We start from the raw sequence: 20365 nt of genomic DNA, 5'->3' as shown, positions 1-20365 counted from the left end.
TACCCGACACTATGCCTGCGTGCGGCGTTTGCCCGGCCCCTGTGTCTTGAGCGGCGCGCCGCCGCCCAGCGCCTCCAGGGTGCTGTCCGGCGTGCCGGGCGCCGCCAGCATCTGCGAAATATCCGGGTCGCGCGAGAACGCGTCGGCGAAGAAGGACACGAAATGGCTGATCTTCAGCGAAGGCTTGCGCGCCGGCTGGAACACCACGTTCAGCGGCAGCGGCGGCAGGCGGTAGCGCGTCAGGATCGGTTTCACGCGCCCGGCGCGGATGTCGTCGCCGTAGATCCACAGCGGCGAATAGGCGATGCCGAGTCCTTCGACCACGGCCTGGCGGATCGCCTCCGAGCTGTTCGACTGGAAGTTCCCGCTCACGCGCACCGCGATCTGCTTGCCGGCTTCGTCCTGGAAATTCCATTCGTTGAGGTTGACCAGGCCGGTGTAGACCAGGCACTGGTGCTGGCGCAATTCGTCCGGCTCCTGCGGTTCGCCGTGCCGGGCCAGGTAGCCGGGCGCCGCCAGCGCGGCGCGGTGGGCGGTGCCGATGCGGCGTGCGACCAGGCGGCTGTCCTTCAGTTCGCCGACGCGGAAGGCGACGTCGATGCCGCCGACGACCAGGTCGACGAAGCCGTCGTCGAGCTGCAGGTCGATCCTCAGCTTCGGGTAGCGCTCGTAGAAGCTTGCCAGGCGCGGCACGATGTGCAGGCGCCCGAAGGATACCGGCGCGGCCACCCGCAGCACGCCCGTGATCTCGTTCTCGGTGCGGTGCAGCTCGGCGCGCGCCTCCTCCAGCGTGTCGAGCACCTGGCGGCAGCGTTCGTAATAGCGCTTGCCCGCTTCGGTCAGCGCATGGCTGCGCGTCGAGCGCACCAGCAGCTTCGCGCCCAGCAGGGTCTCGAGCGCCTGCACCTGCTTGCTGATTGCCGACTGCGTGCTGCGCTCCTCGCGCGCGACGGCGGAGAAGTTGCCGGTCTCGACGACCCGCACAAAGGTTTCCATCAAACGTAGCCGGTCCATGTCTCTACCTATTCCTGTCAGGAATAAATCTTATCATTTGTGCGGGCTACCAAGGTGCGCCGGGAATACTCATACTATCAACTGTAGCGGCTGCCGGCGATTGCATCGAACGACCGGCGGCCCTGATATCGCCAACCAGAGCGTCTGAAAAACCCCCATGGCGGCGTTGCATTCGTCTCGCCGTACTAGTCGTACTGTCTTCGACGATGCGCCTTGCCCTGAGGGTTTTTCAGACGCTCTTATTTACGGACCAGAGACCATGAGCCACAAACTGTTCGAACCCGCCCGCATCGGCGACATCGAGGTCGCCAACCGTGTCGTGATGGCGCCGCTGACGCGCAGCCGCGCCGACGAGCCGGCCGGCGACATTCCCGGCAGCCCGATGAACGTCGAGTACTACCGCCAGCGCAGCAACGCCGGCCTGATCATCAGCGAAGGCACCCAGGTCTCGCCGGTGGGTAAAGGCTACATGGCCACGCCCGGCATCTACAGCGACGCCCAGGTCGAGGGCTGGAAGCCGATCACCCAGGCCGTGCACGATGCCGGCTCGAAGATCGTCGCCCAGATCTGGCACGTCGGCCGCGTGACCCACCCGAACCTGACCGGCGGCGTGCAGCCGGTGGCGCCCTCGGCCGTGACGCCGAAGGTGATCGCCTACACCCGCGCCGGCAAGGTCGAGGCGCTCGAACCGCGCGCCCTGAGCGTCGCCGAGATCAAGGAAATCGTCGAGGAATACCGCCGCGGCGCCGCCAACGCCATTCGCGCCGGTTTCGACGGCATCGAACTGCACGGCGCCAACGGCTACCTGATCGACCAGTTCCTGCGCGACGGCGCCAACAAGCGCAGCGACGAATACGGCGGCTCGATCGAGAACCGCGCCCGCTTCGCGCTGGAAGTGGTCGACGCCGTGGTGGCCGAGATCGGCGCCGGCCGCGTCGGCATCCGCCTCTCGCCGGTGACGCCGGCCAACGACCTGGCGGACAGCAACCCGCAGGCCGTGTTCGGCTACCTGGTCGACGAGCTGGACAAGCGCGGCATCGCCTTCATCCACTTCGTCGAGGGCGCTACCGGCGGCCCGCGCGACATCCCGGGCTTCGACTACGCCTGGGCGCGCAAGGCCTTCAAGGGCACCTACATCGCCAACAACGGCTATACCCGCGAGATGGCGATCGAGGCGGTCGAGAGCGGCCGCGCCGACGCGGTGGCCTTCGGACGCGCCTATATCGCCAACCCGGACCTGGTGCAGCGCTTCAAATTGAACGCGCCGCTGAACACGCCGAACCCGCAGACCTTCTACAGCCACGGCGAAGAGGGCTACATCGACTATCCGGCGCTGGACAAGGCGGCGTAAGCAACCGTCCCCCTCGACAGCAAAGGCCAGCCTGCGGGTTGGCCTTTTTGTTTTCCGGCGCCAAGTTCCTGTGACGCGCGGGAAGCGCTTGCACCTGTGTTCAAATACGGCTGCGGGAAGTCCGCTACGCTCGGGAGCCATCATGACGCAGGAATTCAAGGCAGGCGACAAGGTGACGTGGGAATCGTCGCAGGGAACGGTGCACGGCACGGTCAAGAAGAAGCTGACCTCGCACACCACCATCAAGGGCCATGAGGTGGCCGCATCGCCGGAGAATCCGGAATACCTGGTCGTCAGCGACAAGACCGGCGCCGAGGCGGCGCACAAGCCTTCCGCACTGAAAAAGGCTTGATGCCCAAGCGCTGGCGGGGCGGCGGGGCCGCCCATCGGCGAGACAGGAAGGAATCAGCCGCGCTGGCGACGGCGCGCCAGGCCCATGCCCAGCGTGGCCAGGGACAGCAGGGCCAGGGTGGCCGGCTCCGGAACCTCGCTGGCTGCATCCCCCAGGACTACCTGGCCGCCACCGCTGACCGTATCGAAGCTGCCGGCATAGCTGCCGAACTGGCCATTGTTATACGAACTCAGGACCAGGAAATACTCGACGCCGGCTTGCAGCGACTCGTTGATCAGCGAGAGGAATCCTGCGCCGGAATCGTCGTCCAGCGCGAGCAGGTTCGTCAGCGGCGACGAGGCGTCGAAGGCGTTTGCATACAGGGTCAGGTAGGTTTCGTCCGAACCGCCGTTGTTAAATGCTGCAGCAGTCGTTTCCATCGAATAGGTGCCGTCGGCGGTGACATGGAAAGCGAAGACGTCGTAGGACACGGCGGTACCGACGCTGCTGAGCGTAAGCAGGCTCAAAGGACGGTTGAATACCGGATCCGAATCGGTCAGCTCGCCCGAAAAGTTGACAGGCGCAGCCAGGGCGGCCTGGGAGACGAGCGCCAGGCTGGCGGCGGCGAGTTTCAGAGTACGCGAGAACGGAAAACGCATGATGAACATCCCTTTGTGTAGTTGTGGTGCTGTCCTATAAGTAATGGTTGTGCCACCAAGAATTACTCTTTAAATACAACTGCTTACTGTATTGACATCTCTGCTGCTTATTTTTTTGTAAGAATGTCGACACCAGCACAGGGTAGAGCGCGCTTGCGGAAAAGCTTTAAGATTCGCTTCATCCATCCGGCTTAGCCTCGATCCCATGCGCATCCTGCTCGTAGAAGACGACACCTCCCTCGGCGACACCATCCAGTCCTGGCTGCGCCTGGATGGCCATGCCGTCGACTGGGTGGAACGCGGCGACTCGGCCGATACCGCCCTCAAGACCCACCATTACGACTGCGTGCTGCTCGACCGTGGCCTGCCCGGCCTGAGCGGCGACGCCTTGCTGGCCAGCCTGCGCGCGGCGGGCAACGCCGTGCCCGTGATCCTGATCACCGCCTTCAATGCGCTGGCCGACCGCGTCGAAGGCCTGGACCTGGGCGCCGACGACTACCTGGTGAAACCCTTCGAGCTGGAGGAAATGTCGGCGCGCATCCGGGCCGCCGCGCGGCGCGGCGCCAACCAGGCCAGCAACGTCTTGCGGCACGGCGGCATCGCCCTCGATCCCGACACCAAACAGGTGACCCTGGCCAGCCGGCCGGTGGCGCTGACCGCGCGCGAGTACCACGTGCTGCATGCGCTCCTGCTGCGCCGCAACGGCATCGTCACCCGCGCCCAGATCGAGGAAAGCCTGTACGGCTGGGGCGAGGAGGTCGAGAGCAATACGATCGAAGTGTATATCCACAACCTGCGCAAGAAGCTGGGCAGCGACAGTATCGTCACCGTGCGCGGCCTCGGCTACCGCCTGAAGAACGATGGCGACTGACGCGGCGATCCAGCCCCCATCGCTGCGGCGGCGCCTGCTGCTGGCCATCGTCTCGGCCAGCGTGCTGCTGTGGCTGGCCAGCCTGGGCATCGTCACCGTGATCGCCTGGCAGGAGACCAACGAGGTCTTCGACGACGCGCTGGAGGAGGCCGGCTACATGATTCTGGCCGCGACCACCGACTGGCACGAGCGCGGCCTGCCGGCGCGTCTGCCGGCCGGTGGCGAGCGGGCGCGCAAGGTCGACATGCAGTACCAGGTGGTCAGCGGCGGACGCGTGATCCAGCGCACCGGCGAGGCGCCGGCCGTCCCCTTCGTGACGGACTTCGACGACGACGACGGTTTTGCCGATCCGAAGGTGGGACGAGAGCGCTGGCGCGTGTTCGTGGTGCGCGACGCGGCGCGCGGCATCGAGGTGCAGGTCGGGCAGGAGATCGGCAAGCGCTTCGACATCCTGGAGGAGCTGGCCGAATCCCTGCTGTTGCCGGTGCTGGGCATCCTGGTCGTGCTGGCGCTGGTCTGCTGGCTGCTGATCGGCCGCGTGCTGCGGCCCTTGCGCCGTACGGCTGCCGCGATCGCGGCCAAGACCCCGGACGATCTGGCGCAGGTGCCGCTGGCCGGCCAGCCGCGCGAGCTGCTGCCGATCGTGCAGGCGTTGAACAGTGTGCTGCAACGCCTCGATGCGGCCTTGCAGGCCGAGCGCCGCTTCACCGCCGACGCCGCGCACGAACTGCGCACGCCGCTGGCCGGCCTGCACATGCACGTGCAGCTGCTGGGGCGCCAGCATCCCGAGCTGGCGGCGCCTTTCCAGAAGCTGCGCCAGGACATTGCGCGCAGCACGGCGCTGGTCGACAGCCTGCTGACGCTGGCGCGCCTGGATCCTCTGGCGCGCGAGCAGCTGCAGCGCCAGCCGGTGGCGCTGGCGCCCCTGTTCGAGCAACTGCAGATGACGCACGCGCCCGAAGCCGAACGGCGCGGCATCGCGTTGGCCATGCGTTGCGAACTGGCGAGCGTACACGCCGATCCGCGCATGCTGGAGATCGCGCTGCGCAACCTGGTCGACAATGCACTGCGCTACTGCCCGGCGGGCAGCCGGGTCGAGATCGCGGCCGGGGAGCACGCGGGCCGCGCCTGGATTGCCGTGCGCGACGACGGCCCCGGTGTCGACGACGCCAGCCGGGCGCGGCTCTCCGAGCGTTTTTTTCGCGTACTGGGGCAGGGCCAGCCGGGCAGCGGCCTGGGCCTGTCGATCGTGCGGCGCATCGCCGAGCTGCACGGCATCGAACTGCGTTTCGGCGCCGGCCTGGATGGGCGCGGCCTGGGCGTGACGCTGGATTTTCCGGCGAACGCGGCATCTTAAGATCGGGTTAATGTCTGGCCGGTGTAATGCAGGTACTCACTCACCAGCAACGGAGGAACCACCATGAAACGATTGATCCAGCTTTCCTGCATCACCGCCCTGGTTGCCGGCTCGGCCGCCGCCATCGCCCAGCAGCCGGGGGCTTATACCGGGCCCTCGTCCGGCGCCTCGGCCAAGCCGGCCGCATCCGGCTATACCGGGCCGACCAGCGCGCCGCTGATGACGGCAAAACAGTTGCTGGACAATGGCAAGGACGACCAGTACGTGCGCCTGCAGGGCAAGATCACCAGCCACAAGGGCGGCGAGGACTACGAGTTCACCGACGCGAGCGGCAAGATGACGGTCGAGATCGACGCCAAGTATTTTCCGCAAGGGGTGAACATCGACCAGAACACGCAGGTGGAGCTGATCGGCGAGTTCGACAAGGAGACCTTTGGCGAGTCCACGCTCGACGTCAAGCAGGTCAAGGTGGTCGGCAAGTAAGCTCGTCAGGCGCTCTGGATCAACCATAAAAAAGAACGCCAGCCATGCAGGCCTGGCGTTCGAACGGAAAAACCCGTCAGATCAAGGCCGGCTGCACTGCGGCAGCTGGGCGCGCACGGCCAGCAGCGAGGCGCTGTCGCCCTCGGATGCGGTGTTGTTCGTGAACTTGCAGCCGTACTGGGGATCGGCCACCACCGATGGCGTGAGCACGTCGTCGCCTTCCGGCTTCACGCCCTGCTGTTCCCACTTGACCATCGCGTCGAAGGCGGAGGCCTGCTCGGCGATCGTGAAATCGCAGTGGCTGATGCCGCGGATCGCGCGCTGGACCAGCAGGTTCGACGTGCCGGCCGCATCGGCGCGGCGCTTGTAGATCTGCTCCATCTTGAACGGCACATACAGGTCGCCCAGGGTGTGGATCGTCACCACCGGTACCTTGATCTGGGCGTTCGTCTTCGGCACCCAGCGCAGGCCGTCGCGGCGCGGGCGGTTGGCGTCCGCCTGCGCCTGCATGCGGAAGATGGTGGCGTTATAGGCCTGTTCCTCGGCGCTCAGGGCCGGGTCGGCGTCGAGCTGGAACACGATGTCCTTGGTCGTGACCACGTCCTCGTTGAGGATGCCCATCACCTTGCCGTCGCGCCCGAAGGTGCCCCAGACCGTGTTCTGCAGCGGACCGGCATAGGCGTAGTCGAACAGCGGACGCGGGCCGCCGCTGAGGTTGGCGACGATCTGCTTCAGTCGCATGCCCTGTTCGGTCGGCACGGCCTGCGCGCCCGGCGTGGCGCTGCTCGGGAAGCTGGAGAAAAGTTTCGCCTGCACTTGCGGGCCGACGGTCTCCCAGTTCGCCACCGGCCAACTGGTGGCCGGCATGCCCGCTTCCTGCATCGCCGCGGTCTGGTAGGCGGCGAAATAGTCGTACAGCTCGGTGTCGCCCAGCACGCCGCACATCGGCACCGCGCCGTTGTAGCGGATCTTGTTGTTGGCGGCCGCGATGTTTTCCTCGTCCACTGCGGCGGCGGTGATGTGGCCGCCCATCGAGACGCCGACGATATAGGTCTTGGTCGGCGCGGCCAGCGTGCGGCCGTTCTTCTGCGCGATGTCCCGGAAGGCCAGCGCCAGGGCATTGGTGTCCTCGACGCCGGCGCGCACGTCGTAGTAATTCGTGCTGTAGCTCGATGCGGCCCAGGCATAGCCCTGGCTGACCAGGTGGCGCCGCAGCGCCGGCGGCGCGACCGACAGCTTGTCGCCGGTGCCGGCATAGCCGTGGGCGTACATCACCAGCATGCCGTTCCAGTTCTTCGGCACCTCGACCTGGTAACCCGCCTTGCCGAGCACGCCCCACCAGCGGTCGGTCTCGGGCGCGTTCGCCAGCGCCGTGAAGGGCAGGTTGGCCTCGACCACCGAGAAGGTGCGCGCATCCTGCGGGCGCGCCGGCTCGGGCTGGACCTGGACCGGCGGTGGGGCAGGCTGGACCGGCGGGGGGGCGACCGGGTCGTCGTCGTCGCTGCCGCAGGCGGACAGGGCCAGGGCGGCCAGCAGGGGAGGGAGGAGGCGCCGCAGCGCCGGCGTGCCGAACTGTTTCTTCATGAGAGTCTCCAGTTGTTGTTTTGCACAGCGTGTTTTGCACAGCGAAACTTCGTATCACTGTGTGGTTTATTGTAGGTTCAAATGGAGAAATTTGTAGCCGGACACGAGCGTGAAATACGCCTTGCCACCACTGGCCTGCGGCCGGTGCCGGCCTATCGAAAGCCGCACCGCTGAAGCCTGCCCGGGTGTGCGTAAATATGGCCAATATGTAAAGACGATTCCTTTTGGAGCGCATCTCTCATCAATTTCGGTTATCATTGCGTCTTTCATCAGCAAGACGCTGTCTTTTTCGCGCAAGCTGAGCGTTTGCGCATGCCGGGCTGCCCGGCGAAAAATGCGCAGTTCGCCCTTGCATGTGGCTGCGGACCTTCCCACGAGGGCTATCCCGCACCGCGCATTCATCACGAAACATCGCTGGCCGACGCGCCGGAGGGATGCTTTCACAATCCAGCAGGCGCCCGCCCACGGGCGTTCGCGCGCCACGCCGCAGCCTTTGCTGCGCGGGACCATGCCCGTCGTGCGCGCACCCGGTAATCGCTTCTTCCCACGGTGGTCGATCGGTTGGCTGCGCCTGCGCGTTTCAAGGAGATCCTATGCACATGACCCACCAACAAATGGCCGGAGAACAGGCATGACGGTGCGTTCCAGCTTGTGCAGCACGGTGGCGCTCGCGGGCCTGGCCGCGCTCGCCTGCGCCGACGCCCGGGCCGGCGATGGGGTGGAGATGTACGGCTACTTCGACATCGGGCTGGCGAAACAGAGCGGCCTGCCTTTGAGCATCGGCCGCGGCTACAACAACTGGCTCGGCTGGCGCGGCAACGAGCAGCTCGGCGGCGAAACCGCCGCGTTCTTTGTCGCCGAACTGCGCTTCGATCCCGACACCGGGCGCCAGGAGCGTGCGGGCACCCTGATGCAGGGCGAGACCACGGTGGGCCTGCGCGGCCCGGCCGGCACCCTGCGCCTGGGACGCGCTTTGAGTCCGCTGTGGCATGACGTGTGGAAGTACGAGCCCTGGATCAACAGCGGCCTGAACGCGTCGCTGGCCGCTTACCAGACCGGCAGCTACAGCAGCGATGGCGTGACCGACATCGCGCGCGACTACGCCGACTTCTCGCGCTTCGGCAACGCCGTCTTCTACCAGAGCCCGGCCCTTGGCGGCTGGAGCATGCACCTGGCCGGGGAGCTGGAGCGGCAGGCGGGCGCGTCGGACCGCGCCGCCGGCCTGGCGTTCAACTACGACGCGGCGCCCTGGGGCGGAGAACTCTCATTCGAGCGCAACAGGAATGGCGACACGATCCGCTTTGCCGCGGCCTCCTGGAAAAGCGGCAAGTTCAAGCTCATGGGATCCGCTGCACGCGTGCAGCTGCGCGGTATCGGCCGGGAGAGCGTGGCCATGGCCGCCGCCACCTACACGCTGGGCGCGAATACCCTGCGCGCCGGCGTGGGGCGCAACATGAGCGCCGACAGCCACAAGCTCGGCCTGGGCCTGGTGCACAGCCTGTCGAAGCGCACCGGCCTGTATGCCGACCTGTACCACGAGCAGGCGCAGGCAAGCAGCCGCGGCGTCGCGGCCGGCATCACGCATTCGTTCTGAAGGCGCGCCGGCGCCGCGCCGCCTGCCTTGCGCGGCGTGGCGCGGGGCGGCAGTACAATCGGTCATCGCCCACCGAAGAGGAGCCGCCATGCGCGCTGCCGCCGCCGTCCTGTCCCTGCTTGTCCTGGCCGCCATGCCGGCGGCACAGGCCCAGGTTGAAGTCAGGATCGGCAGCGCCTCGCCCCTGTCGGGCCCGGGCGCGCACCAGGGCAAGGACATCGAGAATGGCGCCCGCATGGCGATCGACGACCTCAACGCCCAGGGCTTTGCCGTCGGCGGCAAGAAGGTGAGGTGGGTCTTGCGGGCCGAGGACGACGCCAGCGACCCGAAGACCGGCGCCGCGGTCGCACAGAAACTGGTCGACGCGCGCGTGGCCGGCGTGGTCGGCCACCTGAACTCGGGCACCACGGTGCCGGCCTCGAAGATCTACCACGACGCCGGCATTCCGCAGATCTCGCCGGCCGCCACCACGCCGCTCTACACCAACCAGGGTTTCAGGACCGCCTTCCGCGTCGTCGCCAGCGACCAGCTGGTCGGGCGCACCCTGGCCAGCTATGCGGTCACCGTTTTGGGGGCGAAGAAGATCGCGGTGATCGACGACCGCACGGCCTTCGGCCAGGGCCTGGCCGACGAATTCAACCGCGCCGTGCGCCGCGCCGGCGCGGCGAAGATCGTCAGCCGCCAGTTCACCAACGACAAGGCCAGCGACTTCACGGCCATCCTGACCCAGATCCGCGGCCAGGATCCGGACGTGATCTTCTACGGCGGCATGGATGCGGTGGCCGGCCCCATGCTCAAGCAGATGAAGGCGCTCGGCCTGCGCGCCAGATTGATCTCGGGCGACGGCATCTGCTCGGAAAAGCTGCCGCAACTGGCGGGCGACGCGCTGGGCGAGGACAAGGTGATCTGCGTGGTGGCCGGCGGCGTCACCGGTCCGGAAGAAGCGCGCTACGCCGCCTTTGTCGCGCGCTACCAGCAGCGCTACAAGATCGCTTTGCAGACCTATGCGCCGTATGCCTACGACGCGACGATGGTGCTGGCCAGCGCCATGCAGCAGGCCGGATCGAGCGAGCCTGCAAAGTACTTGCCGGTGCTGGCGAAGATCCGCTACCAGGGCATTACCGGCACCATCGCCTTCGATGCCAAGGGCGACCTGCGCGATGCGGCGCTGACCCTCTACACCTACCGGCAGGGGAAGAAGGTCAAGCTGAAAGTGGTGCGCTAGATCACACCCTGGGCCAGCATGGCGTCGGCCACTTTCACGAAGCCGGCGATGTTGGCCCCGTCGACGTAGCTGATGGAACCATCGGCGCGGGCGCCATACTTCAGGCAGGCCGCATGGATGCCCTGCATGATCTGCAGCAGGCGCGCATCCACTTCTTCCGCAGGCCAGCTCATGCGCTCGGCGTTCTGGCTCATTTCGAGGCCGGAGGTGGCGACTCCGCCGGCGTTGCTGGCCTTGCCCGGCGCGTACAGCACGCCGGCGGCCTCGAAGGCCTTGGCTGCCTCGATGGTGGACGGCATGTTGGCGCCCTCGGCCACGCACAGCACGCCGTTCCTGATCAGGATGGCGGCATCGTCCGCATCCAGTTCGTTCTGCGTGGCGCAGGGCAGGGCGACATCCACGGGAACATGCCAGGGACGCACGCCCGCTTCGAAGCGGCTGCCGGTGCGCACGGCGTAATCGCTGACGCGGCCATACAGGTGGTTCTTCACCTCCATCAGGATGGCCAGTTTCTCGGGCGTGAAGCCGTCCTCGTCGATGACCGTGCCGCTCGAGTCCGATACCGTGACGACCCGGGCCCCGAGGGCCATGGCCTTCTCGACCGCGTACTGCGCCACGTTGCCCGATCCCGAGACGCTCACCCGCAGGCCGTCGAAGGAGCGGCCGCGCGTCTTGAGCATTTCCTGGGCGAAGTAGACGGTGCCGTAGCCGGTGGCTTCGGGACGCATCAGCGAACCGCCGAAACTCAGGCCCTTGCCGGTGAACACGCAGTCGGCGCGGTTGCTGAGCTTTTTCATCATGCCGGTCATGTAGCCGACTTCGCGCCCGCCCACGCCGATGTCGCCGGCCGGCACGTCCGTGTCCGAGCCGACGTGGCGGAACAGCTCGCTCACAAAGGCCTGGCAGAAGCGCATGACTTCGCCCGGGCTCTTGCCCTTGGGGTCGAAGTCGGAACCGCCCTTGCCGCCGCCCATGGGCAGGGTGGTCAGGGCGTTCTTGAAGGTCTGCTCGAAGGCCAGGAACTTCAGGACCGACAGGTTGACGGAGGGGTGGAAGCGCAGCCCGCCTTTATACGGGCCGATCGCCATGCTGTGCTGGATGCGGTAGCCGCGGTTGACTTGCACCTGGCCCTGATCGTCGACCCAGGAAACACGGAACATGACCACGCGCTCGGGTTCGACCAGGCGGTCCAGCAGGCCGTGTTCGGCATATCGCGGATGCTGTTCGATGAAAGGCCAGAGGCTTTCCATGACTTCGGTCACGGCCTGCAGGAATTCAGGCTGGCCCGGGTTTCTCTCGGCGACATATTGCAGGAACTGGTGTAGGGAAGCGTATTTCATTCGGGTCCTTGAAGCGGAAGACGTCGCGGGGGCCGCGACTGGATAATGGGGGCTGTCCGAGGCAAGGAAGGCACGGCTGGGTTGGATGTCGTGCGTTGGCCTTGCAGGAACATCGCAGCAAGGGGTGTCTGGCTGTGATGTCCGTCATGCGGCGAACCCGATATGTTCTACGCACGCAGCGTCGTCCGGAAACGGCGACGCCACCGGACGGTGGCGTCATGATAGCAGTACAAGGATCCAAAGACCGCAGGCCATACCAGAAGCAAGCTGGCGGATGGCCTGGGAGGACCGTCGATTGCCGTGCGGTAAACCCTGTGGACTGAGCGCTGGACGCGTGGTGTCCAGGCCGGGGCATCTGGAGCGCCGGCACGGCGGCAACCGCGCAGGCAGGCTGTCGTTCGCTTACTTCATCAGCAACATCGGTGAGCGGGTCTGGTCGTCGAGTTTGAATACGCTTACCCGGCGCGCCAGTTGCTCGGCCTGCTGCTGCAGGCTGGACGCTGCAGCAGTCGCCTGTTCTACCAGGGCGGCGTTCTGCTGCGTCATGCGGTCCATTTCATCAATGGACGTGCTCACCTGCTCGATACCGGCACTTTGCTCCTTGCTGGCAGCGGCGATCTCTCCCATCAGCGATGCGGCACACCCGACGCTGGACACGACTTCGCTCATGGTCTGGCCGGCTTCGTCGACCAAAGTACTACCGGTTTCGATCCTCTGCACCGAGTTCTGGATCAGTGTCTTGATGTCCTTGGCAGCGTTCGCGCTGCGCTGTGCAAGGGTGCGCACTTCGCTGGCGACAACCGCGAAACCCCTGCCTTGTTCGCCAGCACGCGCAGCCTCGACGGCAGCGTTCAGGGCAAGAATGTTCGTCTGAAAAGCAATGCCATCAATGACGCTGATGATTTCGGTCACCTGGCGCGAACTTTCCTTGATGGAGTTCATCATGGCGACCACCTGGGAGACGACCTCGCCGCCTTGTTGCGCCACGGTCGATGAGGCGAGCACCAATTCGTTGGCGCGCATGGCGTTCTCGGCGTTCTGCCGGACAGTCTGTGTCAGCTCTTCGATGGACGAGGCGGTTTCTTCAATACTCGCCGCCTGTGCTTCGGTGCGCCTGGAAAGATCGGCGTTACCAGCGGCAATTTCGCTTGATACGCCGGAAAAGGCATCCGTCCCCCTGCGCACTTCGCCGACGATGTTGGCCAGGTTGCCGTTCATTGCCTGCAGCGCTAGAAAGAGCTCGCCGAACTCGTCGTGCCCATGCGTCTCGATCTTCACGGTCAGGTTGCCCTGGGCGATAGTCTGGGCAATATCCAGTGCCTTGGCGATCGGCGGCAGGGTACTTTGCCGCAAGAGATAAATGAGCAGGCCGAGTGCGATCACGGACAGGGTTCCAAGCGTATAAACAGTGGTCTTGATGAACTCAACCGCTTCCAGCACGAGCGTGGCGAATTGCTCCGACTTCTTGAGGATCTCCAGCCTGGTCGGGCGAACTTGGATGGCCAGTTCAGCGGTGATGCCATCGCCCGGCGCGGCGACTAACGCGGCGCGGATGTGATTGAGGTTCTGGATGTCCTCCGCAGGCAAGTCCAGGATGCCGTCAAAGCCGAGCATGCGGAACAGGAGCTTTTCACCGTACAGGGTTTCCGAGTCCGCACGCATTGCAAGGGCGATCGCTTTATCGATGTATCCCAGCACGTCATCACGGCGCAACGCATTGGCATTCTTTGCCTCCTGTTCCGCCAATGTGAATGCATGATCGATCAACATGACATTCTCCAGGTGCAGGCGCTCCAGATAATGGAACAATGCCGCTTTTCCCAGCAGGCGATTTCCTGACAAAATAATAATTGACACGATAACGATCGTGATCATACTGATTGCAAACTTACGCTGTAGTGTAAATCTTTTCATGTTAATGCAGTAACGAGCTCGTGCTTGATAAAGGATTGTGGCCGTTGTTCGGATGCGGGTTTCAATATGGAAGAACTTGATTCAACAATTAAAATGATCCCGTTTCCACGTTAAATATGGATAATTCCGAAAAATGTTGAAACGATCGCTTTTCCGCAAAAAGTCGGAAATAACTCATTGCGTGGAGTGAGAGTATTGGTGATTAAACGACAACTTCTCCGCAGTTCATCTTGTTACCAAGGCAAGTGTGAATGCGGCGGCAGAGGGGGAGGTGCGTTGAATTGGATCAGTCATTAATAATGACAGGCAACGAATTCCGTGGCAATGAAACTGACGGATTTGATTGCGTCGGGCGGCCGCTCGCCTCTTGTTTGTAGCCTTGCGGCAACATCACTTGCCTTGCGGGAGCATGAGACCCGGCATTCGTTCGGGTGGGGATACGCCCGCAGCCGAGCCGCCGCGGGCGCTGACACCAGTCTGCGATCAGGCCGGCACGGCTTCCTGCACGCCCTTGTCGATCACCGGGTTTTCTCGCGCCGCGACCTGGATTGCCGCTGTACGCGGGGCGGTATCCTTCAAGCCCTTATGGATGATCCCGTCCTGCATCACCATCGCAATCTTCGCCGGCTCCGTCAGGATGCGCAGGTCCTGCAGCGGGTCGCCGTCGACCAGAACCAGGTCGGCGAGGAAACCGGGGCGCACCTGGCCCAGTTCACCCGGCCGCATCATGATGTCGCCGCCCAGGCGGGTGGCGGAGACCAGCGCTTCCTTCGCAGTCATGCCGATGTAGTCCACGAAATACTGCAGGTCGTTGGCATTGGTTCCGTGCGGCATCCATGCAAAACCATAGTCGCCGCCCGGCAGGATGCGAATGCCGCGCTTGTGCATCTTGCGCAGCGTCGCTGCCGCCGCTTCCAGTTCTTGCGGATATCCCATCTGCTCGGCGATGGCAGGTGTGATGCCGAATTCCGATGCATTAAAGCTGGTGCGCACCAGCCAGCCGATGGCAGGCGCCACGAAGTGGCGCTCCTTGTTCGCCTCCAGCATGTCCAGCGTTTCGTCGTTGGCAAAACTGGCGTGGAAGATGATCTCGATGCCATGGCGCAAGCATTGCCGTACCGACTCGTCGGAGCGCGCATGGGCCGCCACCCGCTTGCCGTTGCGTTTCGCCTCGCTCGTCAGCATGGCGACTTCTTCGTCCGAGAATGGCGACAGTTCGGCCGGCAGGCCGGCAATATATTCTCCCGACAGGTTGATCTTCAGGTGGTCCACGCCGTACTTGATGAACATGCGCGCGGCCTTGCGTACTTCCTCGGGCCCGCTCACGATATGGCCAAAACTGAGTTCCTGGAACGGCAGGTGGGGCAGGGTATTGTCGCCGAGACCGCCGAGGGTGGCGATTTCCTGGCTGCCGGCCAGGTAGCGCGGCCCGACGCACTGGCCGGCGGTAATCGCATTGCGCAGTACGATATCGAGGCGCGGCTTGGCGGCGGCCGCCCCAATGGCCGAGGTCCAGCCCATGTCCAGGTAGCGCTTGGCGACATCGACGCACCACAGGATGTGTTCTTCCGGCGGCATGAACTGGATGGCCGACAGTGTTGGCTGGTCGTTCCACGAAAAGTGGGTGTGGGCTTCGGTCATTCCCGGCATCAGGAACTTGCCGCCGCCGTCGATCACCTGGTCTGCAGTACCCGACACCATGTTCGGGAAGTGCGCCACTTCAACGATCCGGTTGCCTTCTACGAGGACTTCACCTTTGAATACGTCGTCGCCGCTGCCATCGAAAATCGTGACATTGGTGATTGCAATCTTCTTCATGTCTGTCTCCTCTCGCCCCAAGGCGTGGTTATTTTGAAGAACCCAGGAATTTCGTCAGCTGTTGCATGCACTCCTGTGGACGCTCGAAGGTGGTCCAATGACCGCAGCCTTCCAGCACCACCATGTCACTGCCCTTGATACGTTCCGCCATGGCCGCCACGTTGGCAGGAGGCGCAACACCGTCCTGGTCTCCGGTGACCAGCAGGGTCGGCGCCGAAATGTCCTCGATTGGCGCCGCCTGCGCGGTCCCCAGCGCCGTGCAGCTTTGTGCATAGCCTTCGGGCGTCTGGCGCATCACGCTTTCGCGCACCAGGGCCAGCACTGCCGGCTGCTGCGCCTTGGTTTCCCTGGACGTTGCCGCAGCCACGATGGCGTCGGCAATTTCCTGCATTGCGGCGGCGCCGCCGGTAGCTGCCTTGTCGGCGCGGGCCAGGATGCCGGGGCGTCCCGCGTCAGGCGGGCACACGAGCGGGCCGAACAGCGCCAGGCCAGCAACCAGCGCCGGGTTCTGCGTTGCGATGTGCTGGCAAACGATCGTGCCCATCGAATGGCCCAGGAAGATTGCCCTGGTCACGTCGAGCTCACGGCAGACAGCCTGCACCGCGTCGGCCATGCTGGCGACGCTCAACTCGCCGCTACCGGCTGGCGAGCGGCCGCTGCCCGGCAGGTCGATGCGCACGATGCGGTGGCCTTGCAGCGCCGCCATTACCGGGGTCCAGGTATTGCTCGAGCCGCCCAGGCCGTGGACGCACACGACGGCGGCGCCCTCGCCTTCGACTTCAACGGTCAGTCCTGCAACGATGTGGGTAGTCATGTAATTTTTCCTTTAGATGAATTTGTTTTCGATAGCACCGATGCCGTCGATCTCGACCCGCACCACGTCGCCCCCAGCCAGGAAGCGCGGCGGCTGCATGCCCAGCCCGACGCCGGCAGGCGTGCCGGTGGCGATGACGTCACCCGGGTACAAGGTGATCCCGCGCGAAATCGTCTCGATCAGGGCCGGGATGTCGAAGATCAGGTTTTCGGTCGGTCCATCCTGGCGCAGCTCGCCGTTGACCCAGCAACGCACACGGGTCCGGGTGCCATCGAGCTGGTCGGCGGTAACGATCCACGGACCCATCGGGCAGAACGTGTCGAACGACTTGCCCATGTCCCACTGCTGATGGCGCATCTGGACGTCGCGAGCGGTGACGTCGTTGACCACGGTGTAGCCGAACACATGCCCCATGGCGTCGGCTCGGGTGATGTTTTTACCGCCTTTGCCGATGACCACTGCCAGTTCGGCCTCGTAATCGATTTGCTCGGAGATCGCGGCGCCCGGCAGCATGACGTTGTCGAACGGGCCGACGACGCATTCGGGCACTTTGGTAAAGACGATCGGCCAGGCCTCGGGATTGGCGTCGTTGTCCTTGAATACCGAGGTTTGCAGTTCTTTTGCGTGGGCGTGATAGTTGCGGCCTACACACCAGATGTTGCGGCGCGGTACCGGGATCGGCGCCAGTAGCTGGACCGATGCGAGTGGCACGGCCTGCCCGGTGGTTGCAGGAAGCGGGTCGCCGCCGGCGAGCAGGTTGATGATCGCCAGGGCGCCTTCGGCTGCCACGGTCTCGGGAAGCGCGAATGGCGTGACCCGCTCGCGGTCACTGGAAACAAGTCCGACGAAACGGCGTCCATCGAGTTGATATGTTGCTATGTACATGTATTCCTCCAGGTATTCGGTCGGGCCCGATGAAGCTCGGACCGCTGACCGTGGGAGGAGTCTAGGAACAAATGGGCAAGGGTGCTTATCAGCCCATGGCTGGGCTTATCGACGGGTCCAATTGCTTATCAATACGTCTGATATCTTTTTTCGGATGTCCGATATCGCCCGCTGCCAGGATTACAATTTGGGCATAAATATGACCAGCAATGCTGGCGAAGGAGACAAGATGGCAGAGTCGTATGCGTTCTACGAAGGAACGTTTGGACAGGCAATCGTGTTGGAGACGCGCACTGATCTGGTGGCGCACGCGCATTCCGAATCGCAGATCGTGTTTTGGCTCGGCGGTGCGCGGGCCCAGGCCAACGTTGGTGCCGAGGTGGTCAGGTACGACGAAAACGTGGGCCTCGCGACCAATGCCTATCAGTCGCACGACATGACGCGGCTGGATGGAGCGGGACCGGCGGTGTTTCTGGTATTTATGATTTCAAGGAAGTGGCTGAATGAACTGCGGCAGGCAACCGGTCGCCCCTTCGTCTTCCCGTCCTCGCGCATTCCGATCGATGCCAGCTTGCGCCAGGCCTGCTGGCAGGTGCTGGACCTGATCCTGTCGGAGCGTAACCCCGAGGATGGATTGAATGGCATGGTCGAGCAGCTGATCAGCGCCACCATCGATGCCACTGCGCGTGGACAGGTGGTCGATCCAAGACGCCTGCTGCCGCCCCTGCTCGACCATCGCCTGCGTAGCGCGATCACGCTCATGCGCGAGCATGTCAGCGACAAGATCGCACTCGATGAGATCGCGAACCAGGTCGGTCTGTCGCGCGCGCATTTCTTTACATTGTTCCGTGATCAGCTCAACACGAGTCCGCAGGTTTTCTGGAGCGCGGTTCGGGTGGAAGAAGCGATGCGTCGGCTGATCGGCAAGGGCGCATCATTGACATCGGTCGCACTTGAGCTTGGATTTTCCGCTCCCAGCAATTTTTCCCGTTTCTTCAAGGAACACACCGGCGTTTCGCCCTCCACCTTCCGGCGTGCCGCGGTAGGGGCGATGCCAGCAACAGTGACAGGCCTGGCGGCTTGAAACCGGCGCTTGTCGTTGAACGGCACGCGAACAAGGACCCGGCCGGTTCTGCTCCAGCGTTTTTTCATCGCAAGCCGCAAGGTATTGCGCAGGGTGCTGGACGAAGCCCCAGGAATAGACCGGACACGAGATGTTGAATCCAGAAACAAAAACGCCGACCTGCGAAGGTCGGCGCCTTGTTTGTATTATTTCCTGAATCCTTGGTGGCCGGGGCAGAATCGAACAGCGATACAAGGATTTTCGATCCTCGCACTGCACTGGGCATGAATCAGCATCTCTGTTCCAACGCTATGCCTGGAAACATTCCTCGCTGCCAGCGCCGTTCATTTGCTGAGCATGCACCTTGCACGGATGCACCTGGTTGCGCCCAGCTTTCTTGGCGGCATACACTGAGGCATCTGCAGCGGCAAGCAGATCGCCCACAGTCTGATTTAGCGCTAACGTGGCAACGCCAATCGATACCGTAACCTGTACCGTCGGGGTCTGGAGAAGAGGGGACTGTGCCACGCCCAGACGCAATCGCTCTGCCACTTCCTGGGCTTCCTCCAACGTGGTCCCGGGCAGCACAACCACAAACTCTTCACCGCCAAAACGTGTGCAAACATCCGTTGGGCGCAAGTACTCGCTCACCCGTTGGGAGAACGCGCGCAACACGTCGTCGCCGATCATGTGCCCGAAATTATCATTGATCGTTTTGAAGAAATCGATGTCAAGTAATAGGATCGAGAAAGATTTGCCACTGGAAAGGTATAACGCCGCTTGGTGCTTGAGGACTTCGTCCAGGGCCCTGCGATTGCCTTGCCCAGTTAGCGCGTCGGTGGCAGCGTCCAGTTCCACTTTTCGCAATGCCAAGTGAAGTTGCTGAGCGAGTAAAGCATTAGCGCGCTGCAACTGAAAGCCGTCAAGCAGGCGCTTGGAAATTTCACGCGTATAGTAGGCAATTAAGATGACAAAGACGGTCAAGCCAGCCGCGTAATCCGTAGCACTCTTGCGATCAGCAACGTGCAGCAACACGCCGAGTACCGAAACGCCCAGGAGCGTACCGATTTGTCGATAATAGGCGACCGTGTAAGTGCTATACGCTTGTGCATTGACCGCGATAACGCCACACAGCAGCGCCATTAGCATAGCGTCCAGGATAGGCGCGTGCCCCATCAGGAACCACGTCGTCAGTCCCCAGGCCAGCCCATCCATACCAGCAACCCAGTGGATGCGCGTGCGATGGCGCTCAAAGCTTGAGCCTTCGCCTATTACTACTTGCAAGGCCCACAGGCTGAACGCCCACACGATGGCGGCCACACTCAACCAAAGCAAAATCGAGCTCTGGGGGACAGTACCCCAACAAAACCATATTGCCAGTAACCAGCCCACAGGCGTGGTAGTCAAGGCGCGGCGCAGTGTAATCACACACTCGGAAAAACCGGTTGCACGCGCAGCCGCTCGGTCAGATTCGCTTACAGGGAAACGGGAACTCATGCCGCTCATGTATACAGATTCAGCATGGAACTGGCCATGCGACCGCATGTGCCTCTTGACGTCGATACTGCTCCATCATGTCATGGGCTGTACGGTTCTAGGAAACGTCGCTATGGAAATAATATCTTGGTGGAAATAATATCCTAAAAGACAAGCTGCCGTACAAAAATTGGCGACATAATTGATTCAATGTGCACATTTGCTCTGACCGCGCCCAATCGAGGCAGTGCGGTTTGCTACATCTGGCGATGGTAGGCAAAAAGCTTCCTGCATTTAAGAAGTGGCCATAGCCGATCGGCAACACTAACACCAGAATGCTTGGCGAAGGCAAGGGGGAGATCAAGAAGCTTGGCGCCAGTGATGCGGGGTTCATCTGGTATTGCCAAGCCCAAAAACGACAACGCCCACTTCGATGAGTGGGCGTTGCGTGAACGATGTTCTTGGTGGCCCGGGGCGGAATCGAACCACCGACACAAGGATTTTCAATCCTCTGCTCTACCAACTGAGCTACCAGGCCAAGGCGGCGAATTGTAGCACGAAGTGTCGCCATGTCCATAATTTCTTG

General features: G+C 63.4%; 17 protein-coding genes and 1 tRNA gene. 8 read left to right on the top strand and 10 right to left on the bottom strand.

Going from position 1 to position 20365, the window contains the following annotated elements; all coding sequences use genetic code 11:
* Positions 1 to 9: 9 nt before the first annotated feature.
* Complete coding sequence (locus ACSUZJ_RS22210; RefSeq protein ID WP_499411770.1) at positions 10 to 996, bottom strand: LysR family transcriptional regulator; 987 nt, start codon at positions 994 to 996, stop codon at positions 10 to 12.
* A 277-nt stretch (positions 997 to 1273) separates the two neighbouring features.
* Here ACSUZJ_RS22210 and ACSUZJ_RS22205 point away from each other — a divergent pair, with 277 nt between their 5' ends.
* Positions 1274 to 2365 carry an alkene reductase gene (locus tag ACSUZJ_RS22205; protein ID WP_499411769.1) on the top strand — a complete coding sequence of 364 codons (1092 nt, stop codon included), beginning with the start codon at positions 1274 to 1276 and terminating at the stop codon, positions 2363 to 2365.
* Positions 2366 to 2507: 142 nt separating this feature from the next.
* Entirely contained in the window at positions 2508 to 2717 is a 210-nt protein-coding gene (locus ACSUZJ_RS22200; RefSeq protein ID WP_499411767.1) for a hypervirulence associated TUDOR domain-containing protein, read from the top strand.
* A gap of 53 nt (positions 2718 to 2770) precedes the next feature.
* Here the strand turns inward: ACSUZJ_RS22200 and ACSUZJ_RS22195 are convergent, their stop codons facing one another.
* Positions 2771 to 3355, bottom strand: coding sequence for a PEP-CTERM sorting domain-containing protein (locus ACSUZJ_RS22195; RefSeq protein WP_499411766.1), 585 nt, complete (start codon positions 3353 to 3355; stop codon positions 2771 to 2773).
* Positions 3356 to 3560: 205 nt separating this feature from the next.
* On the opposite strand from ACSUZJ_RS22195, the gene ACSUZJ_RS22190 reads away from it, so the two are divergent.
* The 3 genes from ACSUZJ_RS22190 to ACSUZJ_RS22180 all read left to right on the top strand — a co-directional run bounded on the left by ACSUZJ_RS22190 (position 3561) and on the right by ACSUZJ_RS22180 (position 6066).
* The gene (locus ACSUZJ_RS22190) at positions 3561 to 4226 is read left to right on the top strand and encodes a response regulator transcription factor (protein WP_499411765.1); all 666 of its coding nucleotides are present in this window, start codon (positions 3561 to 3563) and stop codon (positions 4224 to 4226) included.
* The gene (locus ACSUZJ_RS22185) at positions 4216 to 5583 is read left to right on the top strand and encodes an ATP-binding protein (RefSeq protein WP_499411764.1); all 1368 of its coding nucleotides are present in this window, start codon (positions 4216 to 4218) and stop codon (positions 5581 to 5583) included. The genes ACSUZJ_RS22190 and ACSUZJ_RS22185 overlap by 11 nt, the downstream gene beginning before the upstream one ends.
* Positions 5584 to 5646: 63 nt before the next feature.
* On the top strand, positions 5647 to 6066 hold the full coding sequence (locus tag ACSUZJ_RS22180; RefSeq protein WP_499411762.1) for a YgiW/YdeI family stress tolerance OB fold protein: 420 nt from the start codon (positions 5647 to 5649) through the stop codon (positions 6064 to 6066).
* Positions 6067 to 6147: 81 nt separating this feature from the next.
* Here ACSUZJ_RS22180 and ACSUZJ_RS22175 read toward each other — a convergent pair whose 3' ends face one another.
* Positions 6148 to 7650, bottom strand: a complete 1503-nt coding sequence (locus ACSUZJ_RS22175; RefSeq protein ID WP_499411761.1) for an alpha/beta hydrolase — start codon at positions 7648 to 7650, stop codon at positions 6148 to 6150.
* A gap of 631 nt (positions 7651 to 8281) precedes the next feature.
* Here ACSUZJ_RS22175 and ACSUZJ_RS22170 point away from each other — a divergent pair.
* Positions 8282 to 9244, top strand: coding sequence for a porin (locus tag ACSUZJ_RS22170; RefSeq protein ID WP_499411760.1), 963 nt, complete (start codon positions 8282 to 8284; stop codon positions 9242 to 9244).
* Positions 9245 to 9332: 88 nt separating this feature from the next.
* Positions 9333 to 10469 carry a branched-chain amino acid ABC transporter substrate-binding protein gene (locus ACSUZJ_RS22165; RefSeq protein ID WP_499411758.1) on the top strand — a complete coding sequence of 379 codons (1137 nt, stop codon included), beginning with the start codon at positions 9333 to 9335 and terminating at the stop codon, positions 10467 to 10469.
* Here the strand turns inward: ACSUZJ_RS22165 and gdhA are convergent.
* The 5 genes from gdhA to ACSUZJ_RS22140 form a co-directional block, all read right to left on the bottom strand.
* Complete coding sequence (gene gdhA, locus ACSUZJ_RS22160) at positions 10466 to 11809, bottom strand: NADP-specific glutamate dehydrogenase (RefSeq protein WP_499411756.1); 1344 nt, start codon at positions 11807 to 11809, stop codon at positions 10466 to 10468. The two genes, ACSUZJ_RS22165 and gdhA, sit on opposite strands and share 4 nt — an antisense overlap.
* A 402-nt stretch (positions 11810 to 12211) precedes the next feature.
* The gene (locus ACSUZJ_RS22155; RefSeq protein ID WP_499411755.1) at positions 12212 to 13684 is read right to left on the bottom strand and encodes a methyl-accepting chemotaxis protein; all 1473 of its coding nucleotides are present in this window, start codon (positions 13682 to 13684) and stop codon (positions 12212 to 12214) included.
* A gap of 522 nt (positions 13685 to 14206) precedes the next feature.
* On the bottom strand, positions 14207 to 15541 hold the full coding sequence (locus ACSUZJ_RS22150; protein ID WP_499411754.1) for a metal-dependent hydrolase family protein: 1335 nt from the start codon (positions 15539 to 15541) through the stop codon (positions 14207 to 14209).
* A gap of 28 nt (positions 15542 to 15569) precedes the next feature.
* A complete protein-coding gene (locus ACSUZJ_RS22145) occupies positions 15570 to 16355 on the bottom strand; it encodes an alpha/beta fold hydrolase (RefSeq protein WP_499411752.1) in 786 nt (261 codons plus the stop codon).
* Between the two features lie 12 nt (positions 16356 to 16367).
* Positions 16368 to 17240: a fumarylacetoacetate hydrolase family protein gene (locus ACSUZJ_RS22140; RefSeq protein WP_499411751.1), complete on the bottom strand. Its 873-nt coding sequence runs from the start codon at positions 17238 to 17240 to the stop codon at positions 16368 to 16370.
* A gap of 121 nt (positions 17241 to 17361) precedes the next feature.
* Here ACSUZJ_RS22140 and ACSUZJ_RS22135 point away from each other — a divergent pair, with 121 nt between their 5' ends.
* Positions 17362 to 18324, top strand: coding sequence for a helix-turn-helix domain-containing protein (locus tag ACSUZJ_RS22135; RefSeq protein WP_499411750.1), 963 nt, complete (start codon positions 17362 to 17364; stop codon positions 18322 to 18324).
* A 288-nt stretch (positions 18325 to 18612) separates the two neighbouring features.
* On the opposite strand, the gene ACSUZJ_RS22130 is transcribed toward ACSUZJ_RS22135, so the two are convergent.
* Entirely contained in the window at positions 18613 to 19800 is a 1188-nt protein-coding gene (locus tag ACSUZJ_RS22130; protein WP_499411748.1) for a GGDEF domain-containing protein, read from the bottom strand.
* A gap of 441 nt (positions 19801 to 20241) precedes the next feature.
* Positions 20242 to 20317: transfer RNA gene (locus tag ACSUZJ_RS22125), tRNA-Phe, on the bottom strand.
* Positions 20318 to 20365: the final 48 nt, after the last annotated feature.

This window comes from Telluria sp. B2 (assembly GCF_051789535.1).
In the GTDB taxonomy this organism is placed as follows: domain Bacteria; phylum Pseudomonadota; class Gammaproteobacteria; order Burkholderiales; family Burkholderiaceae_D; genus Telluria.
The sequence above is the reverse complement of the archived record's forward strand: the minus strand, read 5'-3'. Positions and strand labels throughout refer to the sequence as shown.